The organism is Streptomyces sp. CLCI03 (assembly GCF_053615355.1).
In genome coordinates, this window is record NZ_CM132132.1 from 3,672,351 (window position 1) to 3,687,904 (window position 15,554).

At 71.8% G+C, this 15,554-nt stretch carries 16 protein-coding genes; 12 read left to right on the forward strand and 4 right to left on the reverse strand.

Features of this window, described 5'->3' with window-relative positions:
* Nucleotides 1–177 precede the first annotated feature (177 nt).
* Nucleotides 178–684: a hypothetical protein gene (locus tag ACWG52_RS16840; RefSeq protein WP_389803461.1), complete on the forward strand. Its 507-nt coding sequence runs from the start codon at nucleotides 178–180 to the stop codon at nucleotides 682–684.
* A gap of 27 nt (nucleotides 685–711) precedes the next feature.
* Here ACWG52_RS16840 and ACWG52_RS16845 read toward each other — a convergent pair whose 3' ends face one another.
* On the reverse strand, nucleotides 712–921 hold the full coding sequence (locus tag ACWG52_RS16845) for a hypothetical protein (protein WP_389803464.1): 210 nt from the start codon (nucleotides 919–921) through the stop codon (nucleotides 712–714).
* Nucleotides 922–1,119: 198 nt separating this feature from the next.
* Between ACWG52_RS16845 and ACWG52_RS16850 the strand changes: the two genes are divergently transcribed.
* The 6 genes from ACWG52_RS16850 to ACWG52_RS16875 all read left to right on the forward strand — a co-directional run bounded on the left by ACWG52_RS16850 (nucleotide 1,120) and on the right by ACWG52_RS16875 (nucleotide 7,944).
* The gene (locus tag ACWG52_RS16850; RefSeq protein WP_389803467.1) at nucleotides 1,120–2,247 is read left to right on the forward strand and encodes a DUF5937 family protein; all 1,128 of its coding nucleotides are present in this window, start codon (nucleotides 1,120–1,122) and stop codon (nucleotides 2,245–2,247) included.
* 231 nt (nucleotides 2,248–2,478) lie between these two features.
* Nucleotides 2,479–4,029, forward strand: a complete 1,551-nt coding sequence (locus tag ACWG52_RS16855) for a M28 family metallopeptidase (RefSeq protein WP_389803470.1) — start codon at nucleotides 2,479–2,481, stop codon at nucleotides 4,027–4,029.
* Nucleotides 4,030–4,273: 244 nt separating this feature from the next.
* The gene (locus tag ACWG52_RS16860) at nucleotides 4,274–5,140 is read left to right on the forward strand and encodes a nuclease (protein WP_389803473.1); all 867 of its coding nucleotides are present in this window, start codon (nucleotides 4,274–4,276) and stop codon (nucleotides 5,138–5,140) included.
* Between the two features lie 16 nt (nucleotides 5,141–5,156).
* Nucleotides 5,157–5,555, forward strand: a complete 399-nt coding sequence (locus tag ACWG52_RS16865) for a sugar dehydrogenase complex small subunit (protein ID WP_389803476.1) — start codon at nucleotides 5,157–5,159, stop codon at nucleotides 5,553–5,555.
* Between the two features lie 15 nt (nucleotides 5,556–5,570).
* The gene (locus ACWG52_RS16870) at nucleotides 5,571–7,271 is read left to right on the forward strand and encodes a GMC oxidoreductase (RefSeq protein WP_389803479.1); all 1,701 of its coding nucleotides are present in this window, start codon (nucleotides 5,571–5,573) and stop codon (nucleotides 7,269–7,271) included.
* Between the two features lie 16 nt (nucleotides 7,272–7,287).
* Entirely contained in the window at nucleotides 7,288–7,944 is a 657-nt protein-coding gene (locus ACWG52_RS16875) for a histidine phosphatase family protein (RefSeq protein ID WP_389803482.1), read from the forward strand.
* Nucleotides 7,945–8,112: 168 nt separating this feature from the next.
* Here ACWG52_RS16875 and ACWG52_RS16880 read toward each other — a convergent pair whose 3' ends face one another.
* Complete coding sequence (locus ACWG52_RS16880) at nucleotides 8,113–9,123, reverse strand: SAM-dependent methyltransferase (RefSeq protein WP_389803485.1); 1,011 nt, start codon at nucleotides 9,121–9,123, stop codon at nucleotides 8,113–8,115.
* A gap of 88 nt (nucleotides 9,124–9,211) precedes the next feature.
* On the opposite strand from ACWG52_RS16880, the gene ACWG52_RS16885 reads away from it, so the two are divergent.
* Complete coding sequence (locus tag ACWG52_RS16885; protein ID WP_390139452.1) at nucleotides 9,212–10,414, forward strand: sensor histidine kinase; 1,203 nt, start codon at nucleotides 9,212–9,214, stop codon at nucleotides 10,412–10,414.
* A 17-nt stretch (nucleotides 10,415–10,431) separates the two neighbouring features.
* Entirely contained in the window at nucleotides 10,432–11,106 is a 675-nt protein-coding gene (locus ACWG52_RS16890) for a response regulator (RefSeq protein WP_033219194.1), read from the forward strand.
* A gap of 38 nt (nucleotides 11,107–11,144) precedes the next feature.
* Here ACWG52_RS16890 and ACWG52_RS16895 read toward each other — a convergent pair whose 3' ends face one another.
* Nucleotides 11,145–12,644 carry a PH domain-containing protein gene (locus tag ACWG52_RS16895; protein WP_389803491.1) on the reverse strand — a complete coding sequence of 500 codons (1,500 nt, stop codon included), beginning with the start codon at nucleotides 12,642–12,644 and terminating at the stop codon, nucleotides 11,145–11,147.
* Nucleotides 12,641–13,132, reverse strand: a complete 492-nt coding sequence (locus ACWG52_RS16900) for a PH domain-containing protein (RefSeq protein ID WP_389803494.1) — start codon at nucleotides 13,130–13,132, stop codon at nucleotides 12,641–12,643. The genes ACWG52_RS16895 and ACWG52_RS16900 overlap by 4 nt, the downstream gene beginning before the upstream one ends.
* A 31-nt stretch (nucleotides 13,133–13,163) precedes the next feature.
* Between ACWG52_RS16900 and ACWG52_RS16905 the strand changes: the two genes are divergently transcribed.
* From ACWG52_RS16905 to ACWG52_RS16915, 3 genes are read left to right on the forward strand one after another with little or no spacing between them, the layout of a single operon-like run.
* Complete coding sequence (locus ACWG52_RS16905; protein ID WP_453128938.1) at nucleotides 13,164–14,306, forward strand: NADH-quinone oxidoreductase subunit D; 1,143 nt, start codon at nucleotides 13,164–13,166, stop codon at nucleotides 14,304–14,306.
* A 43-nt stretch (nucleotides 14,307–14,349) separates the two neighbouring features.
* The gene (locus tag ACWG52_RS16910; protein WP_453128939.1) at nucleotides 14,350–15,201 is read left to right on the forward strand and encodes an arylamine N-acetyltransferase family protein; all 852 of its coding nucleotides are present in this window, start codon (nucleotides 14,350–14,352) and stop codon (nucleotides 15,199–15,201) included.
* 51 nt (nucleotides 15,202–15,252) lie between these two features.
* Nucleotides 15,253–15,468, forward strand: coding sequence for a hypothetical protein (locus ACWG52_RS16915; protein WP_030727007.1), 216 nt, complete (start codon nucleotides 15,253–15,255; stop codon nucleotides 15,466–15,468).
* Nucleotides 15,469–15,554: the final 86 nt, after the last annotated feature.

Consider the following 15,554-nt stretch of genomic DNA (forward strand, 5'->3'; position numbering starts at 1 on the left):
CGAGTGCGGATTGAAGGCTGAGCTGCTGCGCTGGGTTCTGCGCTGCGAGGACACGTCCTCCTTGACCGCTACGCACGCTATGAGCTGCGCTGGGACGCTGAGGACGCCCTCCGGCTGTCGCTGTGGCTGGCGATGAGGGCTGAGGCGTTGCCGACCGCCGATCTTCCGATCGCCGACATGGGCTACGACGAGATCGTCCAGGCTCTCCCTCCCCTCTGGGGCGCGAAGCTCGGGACCGACAACTCCCGCGAGGCATGGACCGGACGATGGGTTCCGGCCGCCCTCGGGGACTTCAACGAACAGATTCAGGCGCGCGATGTCGTCCGCTTCGTGCGCGAGGCGGCGCTCGCCTCCGTGGGCGATGCGAAATGGCCGGACAGACTACTGACCCCGGTGGCCATGCGTCGCGCCCTGAACGCGTGCAGCCGCGCGAAGGTAGAGGAGATCAACCAGGAGAATCCACGTCTCGGAGCGCTACTGAGGCGCATGTCGACTTTTTCGGACTCCGTGAAGATGCCCTTCGACGCGGCGGACGTGGAACTGACGGCCGACGACGTCGAAGCCCTGGGGGAGTGGGGTGTACTGGCCCGAGACATCGACGGGCGCTACCGCATGCCCGAGATCTATCGCCACGCGCTCGGCTTCCGCACGCAAGGCAGGGCCCGGGTGGTCCGGAGCCTTTGAAGGAGCAGGGGAACGCCGCCCGAGGCGTCAGCACGCCCGCGGGCGGACGAATATCCGGCGCAGGGCGGCGCGCCAGGGGTGGCGGGCCGGTCTGCCGTCCAGGACCGCTCTGGCCTGCTCGTACGTGCGCAGCGAACGCACGACGGCGACGTCGTCGCGCCCGGGCGGCGGGGGCATGGGGGCGCCCTGCTGGGAGGCCCGGTAGGTGTCGATCATGTACTGCTCGATTGCGGTCATGACCCAAGCCTCACCCCGTCGGCGGCATGGCGCACGACAGTTGACGTTCCCCGTCAATCGACGGCGCGAAAGCGCCCCCGCGGCCATAAACGATCACTCGTCCGGCGGCCGCGCCGGGCCGTCCGCGGCCACCCGTACGGCGGGCCGGGGAGGCCCGCCCCGGCGTGCCCGGAGTGCGCGGAACGACAGAATGGCCTGATGAGCGTCACGATCGACATCGCGGGCCTGCCCACCGAGCGGATCACTTTCGCGCCGTCCCCGCTCGCCGAGCTCTGCATGGCCCTGCACGCGCTCTCCCAGCCCGCGCACCACCCCGGGCTGGCCTCCTGGACCACCGCCACCACCGCCTCGCTCGATCCGTGCCTCGCGGACCGGCTGCTGGAGGCCGACTTCATGTGGCGGAGCTCGTTCTCCGACATCTTCATGCCCTTCGCCGGGGTGCCCGGCGGAACCGGCCGGCCGGCCGCGACGCTGGCCGAGGCGCTGGACGTGCTCGACCGGCTGGACGACGAGCGGTTCGTGCGGGCCGCCCTGGAGCAGTGCTGGCTGGCGCTGTACAACGAGGGCGGCCCGGCCTCCTCGCCGCTGGCTAACCCGGCCGCGCGGGCCAAGGCTCTGGAGACGGCCGCCGCCCGCGGCCCGCGCCAGCTGGACTTCTCGATGCGGCTGCTCGACGACACGGCGGCCGTGCGGGTGTGGGTGCGGCGCCTGCTGGAGGATTGCGACGAGGCCTTCTTCGCCGAGACGTGGAAGCGGGTCGAGCCCGGGCAGAGCGCCGATGCCCGGCACAAGACGGAGGTGCTGCGCCGCAAGGGGCTGCCGGCCGTGCTGAAGGAGGTCTCGGCGGCGCTGAGCGTCGACGCGGGCGGCACCACCATCACCGCGGACAAGATGGTCCACGGGTCGACGACCGCGACCGATCCCCGAATAGGCGCCGGTCTGGTCTTCGTGCCGACCAACTTCGGCTGGCCGCATCTGCTGGTGCTGCACGCGCCGGGCTGGCGGCCGGTGGTCCACTATCCGCTCGGCTCCCCCGAGCTGGCCTCCGAGCCCGGCTCGGTGGAGCTGCTCCAGCGGCGGATGGAGGCGCTGGCGCATCCGATGCGGATGATGCTGTGCCGGAGCCTGGCCCGGGCCCCGTTCACGACGAGCGAGCTGGCGACCGTGTACGGGATCACCGCGCCGGAGGTGTCGCGGCACCTGGCCGTCCTGAAGAAGGCCGGCCTGATGCACACGCGGCGTCAGGGCCGGTACGCCCAGCACCAGTTGGACCTTCCGGCGGTCGCCCGCATCGGATCGGACTTCATCGAGGGCATCCTCCGCTAGGACCAACAGGAGTCCGGTTGGCTTGATTTGGGCGGCCCAGAGTCACCGATATACGGAATTCATAAACCGGAATCGGCGAAAACTCTGGCCATGGTGGCCACTTGCTGTCTAACGTGCGTCCACCGATCCCCCACGTAACGCGCACCACTTCTGCTCACGCGCTCCGCCATGCTCCGCCCCGCTATGCCCTGCTCCGCCCTGCCCTGCTCGCCTTGCCGTGGAAGGACCTTCATGCCCTCACGCCGTATAGCCGCAGCAACCGCCGCCCTGGCAGCCGCAGCCCTCGTCTCACCGCTGCTGCTGGCCGGACCGGCCGGAGCCACCGGAAGCCCGCAGAGCGACGCCGCCCGGGGTGACGCGCTCGCCAAGAAGCTGGTCAAGGAAGCGACCGGCAAGGGCGCCTACAACCACCTCAAGGTCCTGCAGTCGCTCGCCGACTACAACAACGGCAACCGCGCGGCCGGGTCCAAGGGGCACGTGCAGTCGGCCAAGTACATCGAGGCCGTGATGAAGGCGGCCGGCTACAAGGTCACCAAGAACGAGTTCGACTTCGTGTACGTCGAGACCATCGAGGAGAAGCTGACGGTGGGCGGCGCGAACCAGCGCGACGTACCGATCCACCTGATGTCGTACACGGCGAACAGCCCGGAGGGCGGTGTGACCGCCGGCGTCGCCGTCGCCCCGGTCGACGCGGACGGGACGAACGGCTGCGAGCCCGGCGACTTCGCCTCCGGCACCTTCACCGGCAAGATCGCCCTGATCAAGCGCGGCGGCTGCACCTTCGCGGCGAAGCAGGCCAACGCGGCGGCGGCCGGCGCGGTCGGCGCGGTCATCTACAACAACACCGCGGGCGCCCTCAACGGAACCCTCGGCGACCCGAACGCCGGCAAGATCCCGACGGGCGGCATCACCCAGGAGGACGGCGAGAAGCTCGCCGCCGAGGCCGCGGCCGGCCCGGTCCAGGTCACCCTCGACATCCGGCAGCTGCGCGAGAACCGCAAGACGTACAACGTCATCGCCGAGACCAAGGGCGGCGACGAGAACAACACCGTCTTCCTCGGCTCGCACCTCGACTCGGTCGCGGCCGGCCCGGGCATCAACGACAACGGTTCCGGCTCGGCCGGCATCCTTCAGGTCGCGCAGCGCCTCGCGAGCAGCCAGACCAAGATCAAAAACAAGGTCAAGTTCGCCTGGTGGTCGGCGGAGGAGTTCGGGCTGCTCGGCTCCGAGGCGTACGTCGCCGGGCTGACGGACGCGCAGAAGAAGCAGATCAAGCTCTACCTGAACTTCGACATGATCGCCTCGCCGAACGCCGCGTACTTCGTCTACGACGGCGACGACTCGGACGCGACCGGCGCGGGCCCCGGCCCGGAGGGCTCCGCCCAGCTGGAGAAGGGCATCACCGACTTCCTCGACTCGAAGAAGATCCCGCACGAGGGCACGGACTTCTCGGGCCGCTCGGACTACGGCCCGTTCATCGAGGTGGGCATCCCGTCCGGCGGCACCTTCACCGGCGCCGAGGGCATCAAGACCCCGGAGCAGGCGGCGAAGTTCGGCGGCCAGGCGGGTGTCGCCTACGACGTGAACTACCACGGCAAGGGTGACGACATCACCAACATCGACCAGAAGGCGCTCGACATCAACGTCGACGTCATCGCGGACGCGGTCGGCCACTACGCCTTCGACCTGGCCCCGCTGTCGAAGCCGGTCGTCTCGCAGCCGACGGGCGGCACGGGCAGCGGCGGCGGCCTGCACCAGGGCCACGACGAGCTGACGCAGTAGGCACGCGCGCAGCCGAACAGGAGGGCCGGGATCCAGCGGATCCCGGCCCTCCGCGCGTCGGCCCGGCGCCCGCCCCCGTCCCTCCCACTCACCCACCGCACCGCACCGCACGAAGATCCACAGTTCGAACTTGCGCACCGTTCGCCACGCGTTTCATCACGGAGAGCACCCAAAGTATCCATTACGGTTACTTTGAGTGAGAAATCCGGACAGAGCGCCTTCGGGCGAGAGGAGCCACACCGTCATGCCCATGCTGCTGATCAAAGGTTCGTACGAGATCCTCGGGACCGACCCGGACGGGGACACCATCCACTTCCGGCCCGACAACCCCGACGAATGGGATCTCATCGGCGGCCCGCGGAAGGTCAAGCGCAACGCGGCAGGCCGCGGGAAGCTGCGCCTGGAGGCCATCGACGCCCTGGAGACCCACTACACACGGACCGGTCCCACGGTCCATCAGCCGCTCACCCTCGCCAACGCCGCCCGGGACGCCGTACTGGAGTGGGTCGGCTTCACCAGCGTCACCCGGGGGTCGGACGGTCTGGTGACCGCCTCGACCCCGGCGAGCGTGCCCGGCTTCGTCCTGACGCGGGGCGTCGACATCAGCCGCCGGTGCATCGCCTTCGCGGGGCGGGGCGAGCCGCCGGCCGCCAGCGGGACCCAGGTGCTCGTGGACGTGGCCATGCTGGAGCTCACGCTCAACCACCACCTGATCAAGGAGGGGCTGGTGTACCCGATGTACTACAACACGCTCTTCCACGACCTGCGCAACGCGATCACCACCGCGACCCAGAAGGCACGGACCGCCACCCCGCCCAAGGGGGTGTGGGCCGAGGACTCGACCGTCAGCGGAGCGACGGTCACCGGCATGTCCTCGATCACCGAGCACGAGGTCATCCTCCCCAAGCTCTTCCGGCGCCTGGTGGACTACCTCTACCTCGGCGACAACGACCTCTCCGGCTTCCCCGCCTACCTGGACCAGCAGGCCGACAAGTTCCTCATCCTGCCCACCGGCCAGTTCACCACGGGCCTCGACGAGGTGGTCCAGGTCTCCGGCACCACGGTGAAGATGACCCGCAACCCCGAGGACCTCGTCTTCGACGAGGACTGAGCGGAAGACGACCGTCATGACCGACGCCACGGACTTCCGCGCCCTCTCCGAGCTCCTCACCGGTGAACCGTCCCTCGACCAGGCAACGGCGGACGCGCACCGCACCCACCTCGCCGCCCACTACCCGGCAGCGCTCCCGCGCCTGATCGAGGCCTACCGGACCGCGTCGGGGCAACCCGACCCCGGCGGCGCGCTGTTCGCCGCCGTGAACGCCGCTCCGGAGCTCGCCCGCATCGCCCGGGAGACCCTCGCGATCTGGTACACCGCCCAGTTCACCCGGCCCGACAACACCCAGGCCGGGCCCGCCGCGCCCGGCCTCTACCGAGGGGGGCTGGTGTGGCGGGCGATCCGGGCGTACCCGATCTCCGCCGCTCCGACGCCCGGCACCTACGGCCACTGGGCTCAGCACCCCTGAAACGAGGACAGCCGGATGGACTCCACCCCCTACGACGTCGTCATCGTCGGCGCCGGTGTGGCCGGCGCCCTGGCCGCCTGCCGGATCAAGGAAACCAAGCCGCACGCCCGGGTCCTGCTCCTGGACGCCGGCAACAACAGCCTCACCGAAGACCAGAGAGCCGCGTTCGTCGACTCCTACCAGGTCTCCGAGACCAAGAACGTCCCCTCCCCCTACGCGGCCCTGGACAACAACAAACAGGGCTGGGCGCCGTCCTCCGACAACACGGGCGATCCGGTCGCGATGAACCGCTACTACGTGGAGACCGGGCCCGACCTGTTCAAGAGCGGCTTCACGCGCATGATCGGCGGCAGCACCTGGGCCTGGCGCGGCAACACCCCCCGCTTCCTGCCCAGCGACTTCGAGCTCAGGACCCGCTTCGGCATCGCGGTCGACTGGCCGCTCACCTACGACGACCTGGAGCCCTTCTACGCACAGGCGGAGAACGAGCTGGGCGTCTCCGGCAACCGCGAGGAGTGGGACCCGCTCACCCCGCGCAGCACCGACTTCCCGATGCCCGGCATCGTCGCCAGCTACGGTGACGAACTCGTCCGGGCCGCCCTCGCCACCATCGACCCGATCGACGGCACCCCCGTCACCCTGGTGACCACCCCGCAGGCACGCAACTCCCGGACCTACCAGGGCCGCAGCCCCTGCCTGGGCAATGCCAGCTGCATCCCCGTCTGCCCCTCCGGCGCCAAGTACGACGCCTCCGTCCACGTCCGCCGGGCCCGCGACGTCCTCGGCGTCGAGGTGCGCACCGGCTGCACCGTGACCCGTCTCGTCCCGCGCCCCGGCAACGCCGCGCCGACCGTCGTCCTGCGGGACTGGACCACGAACGACCGGGCCGAGGAACAGGTCGACGGCCACCACGTCGTACTGGCCCTCAACGCGATCGAGATCCCGAAGCTGTGGTTGATCTCCGGCCTCGACAACCGCAGTGACCAGGTGGGCCGCAACCTCATGGACCACCTCACCGAAGAGGTCGTCGGACTCTTCGGCAAACCCGTCTTCCCCTTCCGCGGACCGCAGTCGACCCTGAGCATCGAGACCTTCCGCGACGGCGACTGGCGCCGCACCACCGGCGCCTTCCGCATGACGGTCGGCAATGACGGCTGGGGCCGGTTCGAATCCCCCTCGGCCGCCCTGGACAAACTGATGTGGGACCCCGCCGGGCAGCGCCTCAAGCGCTACGGCCAGGATCTGCGGGACAAGCTCGCGGACCGTGTCACCCGCATGATGCGGATCGGCTACTCCACCGAACAGCTCCCCGACCCCGCCAACCGGGTCACCCTCTCCGACCAGCGCGACGCGCTCGACGTCCCGCGCCCCAAGATCGCGTTCAAGGTCGACGACTACTCCAAGCGGGCCCTGGCCTACGGGCATTCGGTGGCACGCCGCATCTGGCAGCACATGGAGGACACGGCGGGCGCCCGTGCGGTCGAACCACTGCAGCCGACGCTGAAGTTCAACGGCGCGGGCCACCACATGGGCACCACCCGGATGGGCACCGACCGGTCGAGTTCCGTGGTCGACGCCGACGGCCTCTCCCACGCGCACGCCAACCTGTGGGTCGTCGGCTCCTCCGTCTTCCCCACCGGCAGCACCGCCAACCCCGCCCTCACCTTGGCCGCGCTGACCCTGCGCACCGCGGACAAGCTCGCCCGCGCCCTGTGACCGCACCACGATGACCGTGACCGCACGACTGGTCGTGGCCCGCCACGCGGAAGCCCGGTGCAACGTCGAGGGCCGCGTCGGCGGCCCCCGGACCTGCACCGGTCTCACCGACGTCGGGCGCGGCCAGGCTGCGCTCCTGGCCGCCCGGCTCACCGCCGAGCACCGGGACGGCGGCCCTGCCTTCCACGCCCTGTACGCCGGCCCACGCCGCCGCGTCCAGGAGACGGGCGGCATCCTCGCTCCCGCACTCGGCCTTCCCCTCACCGTCGATCAAGGCCTCGAAGGCCCCGTGCACGGGGAGGCGGACGGGCGGCCGTGGCGGGAGGTCGAGGACGCCTTCCGGGGCGCCCCGCACACGCACCCGGACCGGCCTTACGCTCCCGGTGCGGAGACCTGGCACGCGTATCTCGACCGGGCCACGGCGCACCTGGCCGGCCTCCTGCGGCAGCACCCGGGGCAGAACGTCCTGCTCACCGCGCACGGCGAGACCGTCCACGCGGCCTGCCACCTGCTCCTGCGGATCCCCTTCGGGGCGAGCGGCGAGGTCGGCTTCGGCACGCGCCACACCGGCCTCACCCGCTTCGAGCACCGCCGCGACCGCTACGGCAACGGGCGCTGGGTGCTCACCGCCCTCGACGACACGACCCATCTCGGGCCGCACCCGGCCCACTAGGTCGTCTCTTTCGGATCTTGTCGGCCGAGCCCGCGGCGTCCGGTGCCGTGCACGGCAAGGCGGAGGGGCGCCCGTGTACTGGAGGTACTCGGGTGTCCCGACAACGCGGCCGGGTGCGGTGCCGGGCGTCGCGGGCCCGGCAAGATCCGAAAGAGACGGCCTAGGCCTTCAGGCCCGGCCCGCGGCGCCCGGCCACGCCGGGGCCGGCAGGCCGGCCGGCTGGACCAGCCAGCCGAAGGCCCCCAGCCCGGCGGGGTCCGTGAGCTCCGCCGCCTCGCCGGCCGCGGACAGGGCCCGTACGTAGGCCACCGGGTCCGTCGACGCCAGGGCCAGCGGGGGACGGGCGCCCGAGACGCCGAGCGCCGCCAGGGCCTCGCGCTGGGTCAGCAGGAGCGACCCCGGCCCCGCGCAGGAGTCCAGGGCCACATGGGCGGTGACATCGCAGGAGCCGTCCGGGACCGGCGGGACCTCCCGGCCGCCGCGGAATCCCGTCAGGGTGCCGTACGGGGGCCGCGCGCCCCGGGTGTGGGCGTAGTCCACCGCCACCGCCAGGCCCCGTTCCAGGGACCCGGTGGCGGCCGCCCAGGCCTCGTCGCGGGCCCGGCCGATCTCGGCGCGGCCGCCGCCGGGCCACCACCGCTCCAGCCAGGCCCGGTCCGGGCCGTCCAGCGGGTCGCCCACGCGCTCCGTACCGTCCGGGGCGACCAGTACGTAGTGCCCGCCCTCGGCGATCTCCAGCGGCACGTTGTCCAGCCATTCGTTGGCGAACAGCAGCCCCGTCGTCCCTTCGGGCGGGGCCACGACCCAGCGGATCCGGGGGTCGAGCCCCGCCGGCCGCTCGGCCCGTTCCACGGCGTACGGACGCACCCGCGCGGCCGTCCCCGGCTCCAGGGCGGCGAGCACCCCGGCCAGCAGCTCCCCCCGCCCGGCCCCGACGTCGACCAGGTCCAGCTCCGCCGGGTGCCCGAGCTCGGCGTCCACCCACCGCAGCAGCCGGGCAACGGCCCCCGCGTACAGCGGGGAGGCGTGCACGGAGGTACGGAAGTGTCCGGCGGGTCCCGGCCCGCCGGGGCGCGTGTAGAAGCCGTCGGGCCCGTACAGCGCGGCCTCCATCGCATCGCGCCACCGGACCGCGGTCACGCCTTCACCCTGAGAGCTCACCGGACAAAGGTTATGCATCCGTCCACCTAGGGGAGTACGCGTCGGGCGTCAGGTTCGCACCTCTGGTTGACTCCAGCACCTATCTGCGTTCCCTACTCTGGGTTACGTGCAGCGCCTCTACGACTTCCTCCGCAGACACCCGACGGGCGTCGACAGCTTCTGGGCTGTCCTCCTCTTCGGGATCGGGATGCTGCAGGTCGCCGACGACAGTTCCCACAGCACCACCGCACGGCTGCTCGCCGTCCCCGCGGTCGTCGCGATGAGTGTCGTGGTGGCCCTGCGCCGCAAGTGGACACCGGCGATGTTCTGGCTCGCCGTCGGCACCGGCGTCTACAAGCTGATCACCCACACCGACGTGAATCCCGCCGACGTCGCGATGCTGATCATCCTGTACACGGTCGCCGCCTCCTCCGAGGTCTCGCGCCGGATGTCCCGTACCGCGTTCGCCATCGGATTCCTCGCCTCCCCCCTGTACGCCGTGCGCTTCGCGGTGGACCAGGGCAACCTGCGCGACAACGCCCTCTCCGTGCTCTTCGCGATCGTCCCGTTCGTCCTCGCCTGGGTGCTGGGCGACTCCCTGCGCACCCGCCGGGCCTACTACGCCCAGCTCGTCGAGCGGAACCAGCGCCTGGAGAACCAGCGCGAGGCCCAGGCCAAGGTGGCCGTGGCCGCCGAGCGCGCCCGGATCGCCCGCGAGCTGCACGACGTCGTCGCGCACAACGTCTCGGTGATGGTGGTCCAGGCGGACGGCGCCGCGTACGTCATGGACGTGGCTCCCGAGCAGGCCAAGGAGGCCCTCCAGACCATCTCCGGCACCGGGCGCCAGGCTCTGGCCGAGATGCGCCGACTGCTGGGCGTCCTGCGTACCGGCGAGCCCCAGGAGTCCGAGGACTACGTGCCGCAGCCGGACGTCGAGCAGATCGAGGTACTGGTCGAGCAGGTGCGGGCGGCCGGGCTCGTGGTGGACTTCGAGGTGGAGGGCGCGCCGCGCCCGCTGCCCAGCGGGGTCGAGCTGACGGCGTACCGGATCGTGCAGGAGGCACTCACCAACACCCGCAAGCACGGCGGCCCCGAAGCCAAGGCCAGCGTCCGGCTGGTCTACTTCGACGACGGGCTCGGCCTGCTGGTCGAGGACGACGGCCGGGGCGCGGCCCACGAGTTGTACGAGGACGGCGGCGCGGACGGCGCCGGGCACGGGCTGATCGGTATGCGCGAGCGGATCGGTATGGTCGGCGGAACCCTGGACGCGGGGCCTCGGCCCGGTGGCGGATTCCGGATCAGCGCACTGCTTCCCCTGAAGAAGAGATGACGAGGACGAGGTAACTGATGTCCATCCGCGTGATGCTGGTCGACGACCAGGTGCTGCTGCGCACCGGATTCCGTATGGTGCTCGCCGCCCAGCCCGACATGGAGGTCGTCGCCGAGGCGGGCGACGGCCTGGAGGCGCTCGAAGTGCTGCGGGCCACGAAGGTGGACGTGGTGCTCATGGACGTCCGCATGCCCAAGCTCGACGGGGTGGAGGCGACGCGGCGGATCTGCGAGCCGGAGGAGCACCCGAAGGTGATCATCCTGACCACCTTCGACCTCGACGAGTACGCCTTCTCGGGCCTGAAGGCGGGCGCGAGCGGCTTCATGTTGAAGGACGTCCCGCCGGGCGAGCTGCTCGCGGCCATCCGCTCGGTGCACAGCGGGGACGCGGTGGTGGCCCCGTCCACGACGCGGCGTCTGCTGGACCGGTTCGCGCCGATGCTGCCGACGACCACGCAGGAGCCGCAGAACAAGGAGATCGAGCGGCTGACGGAGCGCGAGCGCGAGGTCATGCTGCTGGTGGCGCAGGGTCTGTCGAACGGTGAGATCGCGGCCCGGCTGGTCCTGTCGGAGGCGACGGTGAAGACCCATGTGGGCCGGATCCTGACCAAGCTGGGACTGCGCGACCGGGTCCAGGTCGTGGTCCTGGCGTACGAGACGGGCCTGGTCCGCGCGGGCGGCGGAGCCGGCTAGGCCTGCCCCGCCCCGCCCGCCGCTCGGCCCGCCACCCGCTACGTCCCGGCCTCCGCCGCCGGGTCCGGTGCCGTCATCCAGCGGTCCGGTCGGGCCGAGGCCCGGGAGGTGCGGGAGCGGGCGGCCTGGGCGTGCAGCAGGGTCGCGGCCTCCGGCTCCGGGCGGAGTCGGGCCGTGACCGTGCAGTTCGCGCCGGTGTCCACGTGGACGTCGGCGACCCCGCGGGCGCGGGCCCACGGGCCCTGCGTGAAGCGGACGCTCTGCACCTTGGCGTGCGGGACGACGTCCGTACGCCGGCACAGGCGGCCGTGCCGGGCGGCGAACACCTCCGGGGAGAGCGCCAGCGCGTAGCCCTTCCACCACACCGGCACCACCCAGCGGGACCCGGTCCGCGGGGAGCCCGAGAAGGACAGGGCCGCCAGGTCCACACCGGGCAGCACCCGGGCGATGACGGCGGTGGCGGCGTCCCGCGAGGCGACCGGGACCAGGACGGTGTTGTTCGAGCCGGCGACCTTCAGCTCCACCCGGACCAGGCCGCGCCTGCGCCACAGCAGCGGCTCCACGATCCGTACGTTCTGCACGCGGCCCGGCGGCACGGTCTCGTGGGCCCGGTCCAGCAGTCCGTGGTCCAGGCGCAGTCCGTCGGGGGATTCGGCGACCCGCCAGTCGTACTCGGTGAGGAACCGGCCCGCGGTGCCCGCCCAGACGGCGCCGAGCATCGGGAGCACGGCGACGAGGGCGGCCCAGGGGCTGGAGCTGACCCACCACACGACGACCGGCACGGTCAGCCCGGGGACCAGCAGGGCCCAGACGCCGAGGTTGAGCAACAACGACACGACGATCTCGCGCGGGGTCACGCGCAGCAGTTCGCGTTCGGGGGCCTCGCCCAGGCTCACGGCCTCCTCGGGGGCGAAGCCGGCCGCGCGGGCCAGGAGCTCGGCGCGCAGGGCGACGGCCTCCTTCTCGCCGAGGAAGGCCAGCTGGTCCTTCTCCTCGGTGCCGATGACGTCGAGCCGCAGGCTCGCGACGCCGGTCAGCCGGGCCAGGAGGGGCCGGGTGACGTCCACGGCCTGGAGCCGGTCGAGGCGGATGTGCGCGGTGCGGCGGAAGAAGAGCCCGCTGCGGATGCGCAGTTCGGTATCGGTGACGGCGTAGTGGGTGAACCACCAGCTGAGGAATCCGTAGGTGCCGAAGACGATGATCAGGCCGGCCACGGAGGCCACCCGCAGGAGGGCGGGCAGGTCGGCCACCCATCTCCCGGCCTGGTCGCCCTGGTGGGCGAGCATGCCGACGGTCGCGGCGATCGGCACCCAGGCGCGGCGCAGCGGGGTGAAGGGGTGCAGCCGGCGCTCCACCGGGCCGCCCGCGGCGAACTCGGCGGGGGGTTCCCCGGGGACGGGCCGGGGCGCGTGAGCGGCGGAGGCCCCGCCGGCGGCGGGCTTCGCCCGCACGGGGTCGTCCGGCGCCGACGGCTCGGGCGCGGTCTGCGCGTCGCGTGCCTCGGGGCGGGGATCCGAGCCCTGCGGACCGGGGCTCACAGGCCCGCCGACCTTGCCTGGCCGAGGGCGGTGAGCCGGTCGCGCAGCCGCTCCGCCTCGGCCGGCGCCAGCCCGGGGATCTTGGCGTCGCTGGCCGCCGCGGCCGTGTGCAGCTGTACGGACGCCAGGCCGAAGCGGCGCTCCAGCGGGCCGGAGGTGACCTCGACCAGTTGCATCCGCCCGTACGGCACCACGGTCTCCTCCCGCCACAGCACGCCCCGGCTGATCAGCAGGTCGTCCGCGCGTTCGGCGTAGCGCCAGGACCGCCAGTTCCGGCCGAGGAGGACCCAGCCCCAGGCCAGGACCACGAGCCAGATCGCCCCGAGGGCCGCCCATGCCGGGCCGAGCACGAGCCCCGGTACGACGGCGGTCACGACGGCGAGCGACAGCGTCCATATCAGCAGCAGCGTCCGCCGCAGTGTGAGCAGCCCGCCGGGCAGCCCGACCCACGCGGGACCGTCCGTCTCACCCATTGTCCCCGTTTCCATGCGCCCACCCTAGGGCTGAGACAATGCCCGCATGACGGAGACCACGGTCGGTATCGGCGGCGCGGCGGAGAGCACCGACATGGTGCTCAACATCGGCCCCCAGCACCCTTCCACGCACGGCGTGCTGCGCCTGCGCCTCGTCCTGGACGGCGAGCGGATCGTCAGTGCCGAACCGGTGGTCGGCTACATGCACCGCGGTGCGGAGAAACTCTTCGAGGCCCGCGACTACCGGCAGATCGTGATGCTCGCGAACCGCCACGACTGGCTGTCCGCGTTCTCGAACGAGCTGGGCGTGGTCATGGCCGTCGAGCGGATGCTCGGCATGGAGGTCCCCGAGCGGGCCGTGTGGATGCGCACCCTGCTGGCCGAGCTGAACCGGGTGCTGAACCACCTGATGTTCCTCGGCTCGTACCCCCTCGAACTGGGTGGCATCACCCCGATCTTCCACGCGTTCCGCGAGCGCGAGGAGCTCCAGGCCGTGATGGAGGAGATCTCCGGCGGCCGGATGCACTACATGTTCAACCGGGTCGGCGGCCTCAAGGAGGACCTCCCGGCCGGCTGGCTCGGCCGGGCCCGTGCGGCGATCGCCGACGTCCGGACCCGGATGGACGTCTACGACAAGCTGGTCCACGGGAACGAGATCTTCCGCGCCCGTACGCGCGGGGTCGGCGTGCTGTCCGCCGAGGCGGTGCACGCGTACGGGGTCTCCGGCCCGATCGCCCGCGCCTCCAGCGTCGACTTCGACCTGCGGCGCGACGAGCCGTACCTGGCCTACGGCGAGCTCCAGGACGTCCTGAAGGTGGTCACGCGCACCGAGGGCGACTGCCTGGCCCGTTTCGAGTGCCTGCTGGACCAGACCCACAACGCGCTCGACCTGGCCGTGGCCTGCCTGGACCGGATGGACGACCTCCCGCCGGGGCCGATCAACCAGCGCCTGCCCAAGGTCCTGAAGGCGCCTGAGGGGCACACGTACGCGTGGACGGAGAACCCGCTCGGCATCAACGGCTACTACCTCGTCTCCAAGGGCGAGAAGACCCCGTACCGGCTGAAGCTGCGCAGCGCCTCGTACAACAACATCCAGGCACTGGCGGTGCTGCTGCCGGGGCAGTTGGTCGCCGACATGGTGGCGATCCTGGGCTCGCTCTTCTTCGTGGTCGGCGACATCGACAAGTAGCCCCGAGCCCCGTGCCGTGAGAGGTCCGACCTAATGTAGGTTCATGATCATCTCTGGCACATATGCCGCGTACCTGGGGCGGATCGGCATCACCGAGCCCGGATCCCCCTCCGTCGAAGGGCTGTTCGCACTCACACGGGCCCACCTGGAGCGGATCCCGTTCGAGAACACGGAGATCCAGCTGGGCCGGCCGCCGGGCATCGACCCCGAGCTGTCCGTGCGCCGCATCGGCGCCGGGCGCGGCGGCTACTGCTTCCACCTCAACGGCGCCTTCGCGGCGCTGCTGGAGCACCTCGGGTACGACGTGACCCGCCACGTCGGGGGCATGTGCGCGGACGCGGACTCGCGGGAGGTGAGCGGCGACCACCTCACCCTGACCGTACGGATCGACGGGGAGGCGTACTTCGTGGACGTCGGCCTGGGCGACGGCCCGCCCGAGCCGCTGCCGCTGCGCGAGGGCCGCTACGAGCGCGGCTTCCGGTACGGCCTGCGGCCGCTCGGGAGCGCGGACGGGCCCGACACGGGCTGGACCTTCCTCAACGAGGACTCGCCCTTCCCGGCGATGAACTTCCGCTCGGCCCCCGCCACCATGGCCGACTTCGAGGCCGAGCACCTGCGGTTGTCCACCGCCGAGGACTCCCCCTTCCTGCAGTCCTTCTTCATGCTGCGACGCGACGCCGGGGTCATGAACCGCCTGCACGGCAGGATCCTGCTGACCCTCGACCCGCAGGGCGGGCGCGGCGAGCGGGACCTGGCCTCCCCGGAGGAGCTCTTCGAGGTCATGGCCACGGTCTTCGGGCGGGAGCTCGACGACCTGACGTCCGCGGACCGGGCCGCGCTGTGGGACCGGGTGCAGCGGGCGCACGAGGCCTGGCTCGCCGCACAGCCGAGCTGAGCCCGCCGGCCGGCCGAGCTGATGTCGGTGCGGCAGGGCACACTGGGCGGCATGTCCCATTCTCCCCGCCGGGCCTGCCCCTCCTGCGGCCGCGACTGCGCCGTCACCGCCGGACGGATCGCCCGCCACGATCCGCCGTCCGGGCGGGGGCGCGGTGACCTGGTGTCCTGCCCCGGATCCCGGGCCCGGGTGGTGCTCGGCGCCTCCGCGCCGACCCTGGACGGTTTCGTCCTGTCCGAACACCCGGGGCAACTCCCGCTGTTCTGACGGCACCTGCCGGGCGGGGGTTAACCCCCGCGACCGCCGGGTGCCGCCCGGATGTCGAGCCGCCGCGGGCGTCCGTAGCGTTCCCG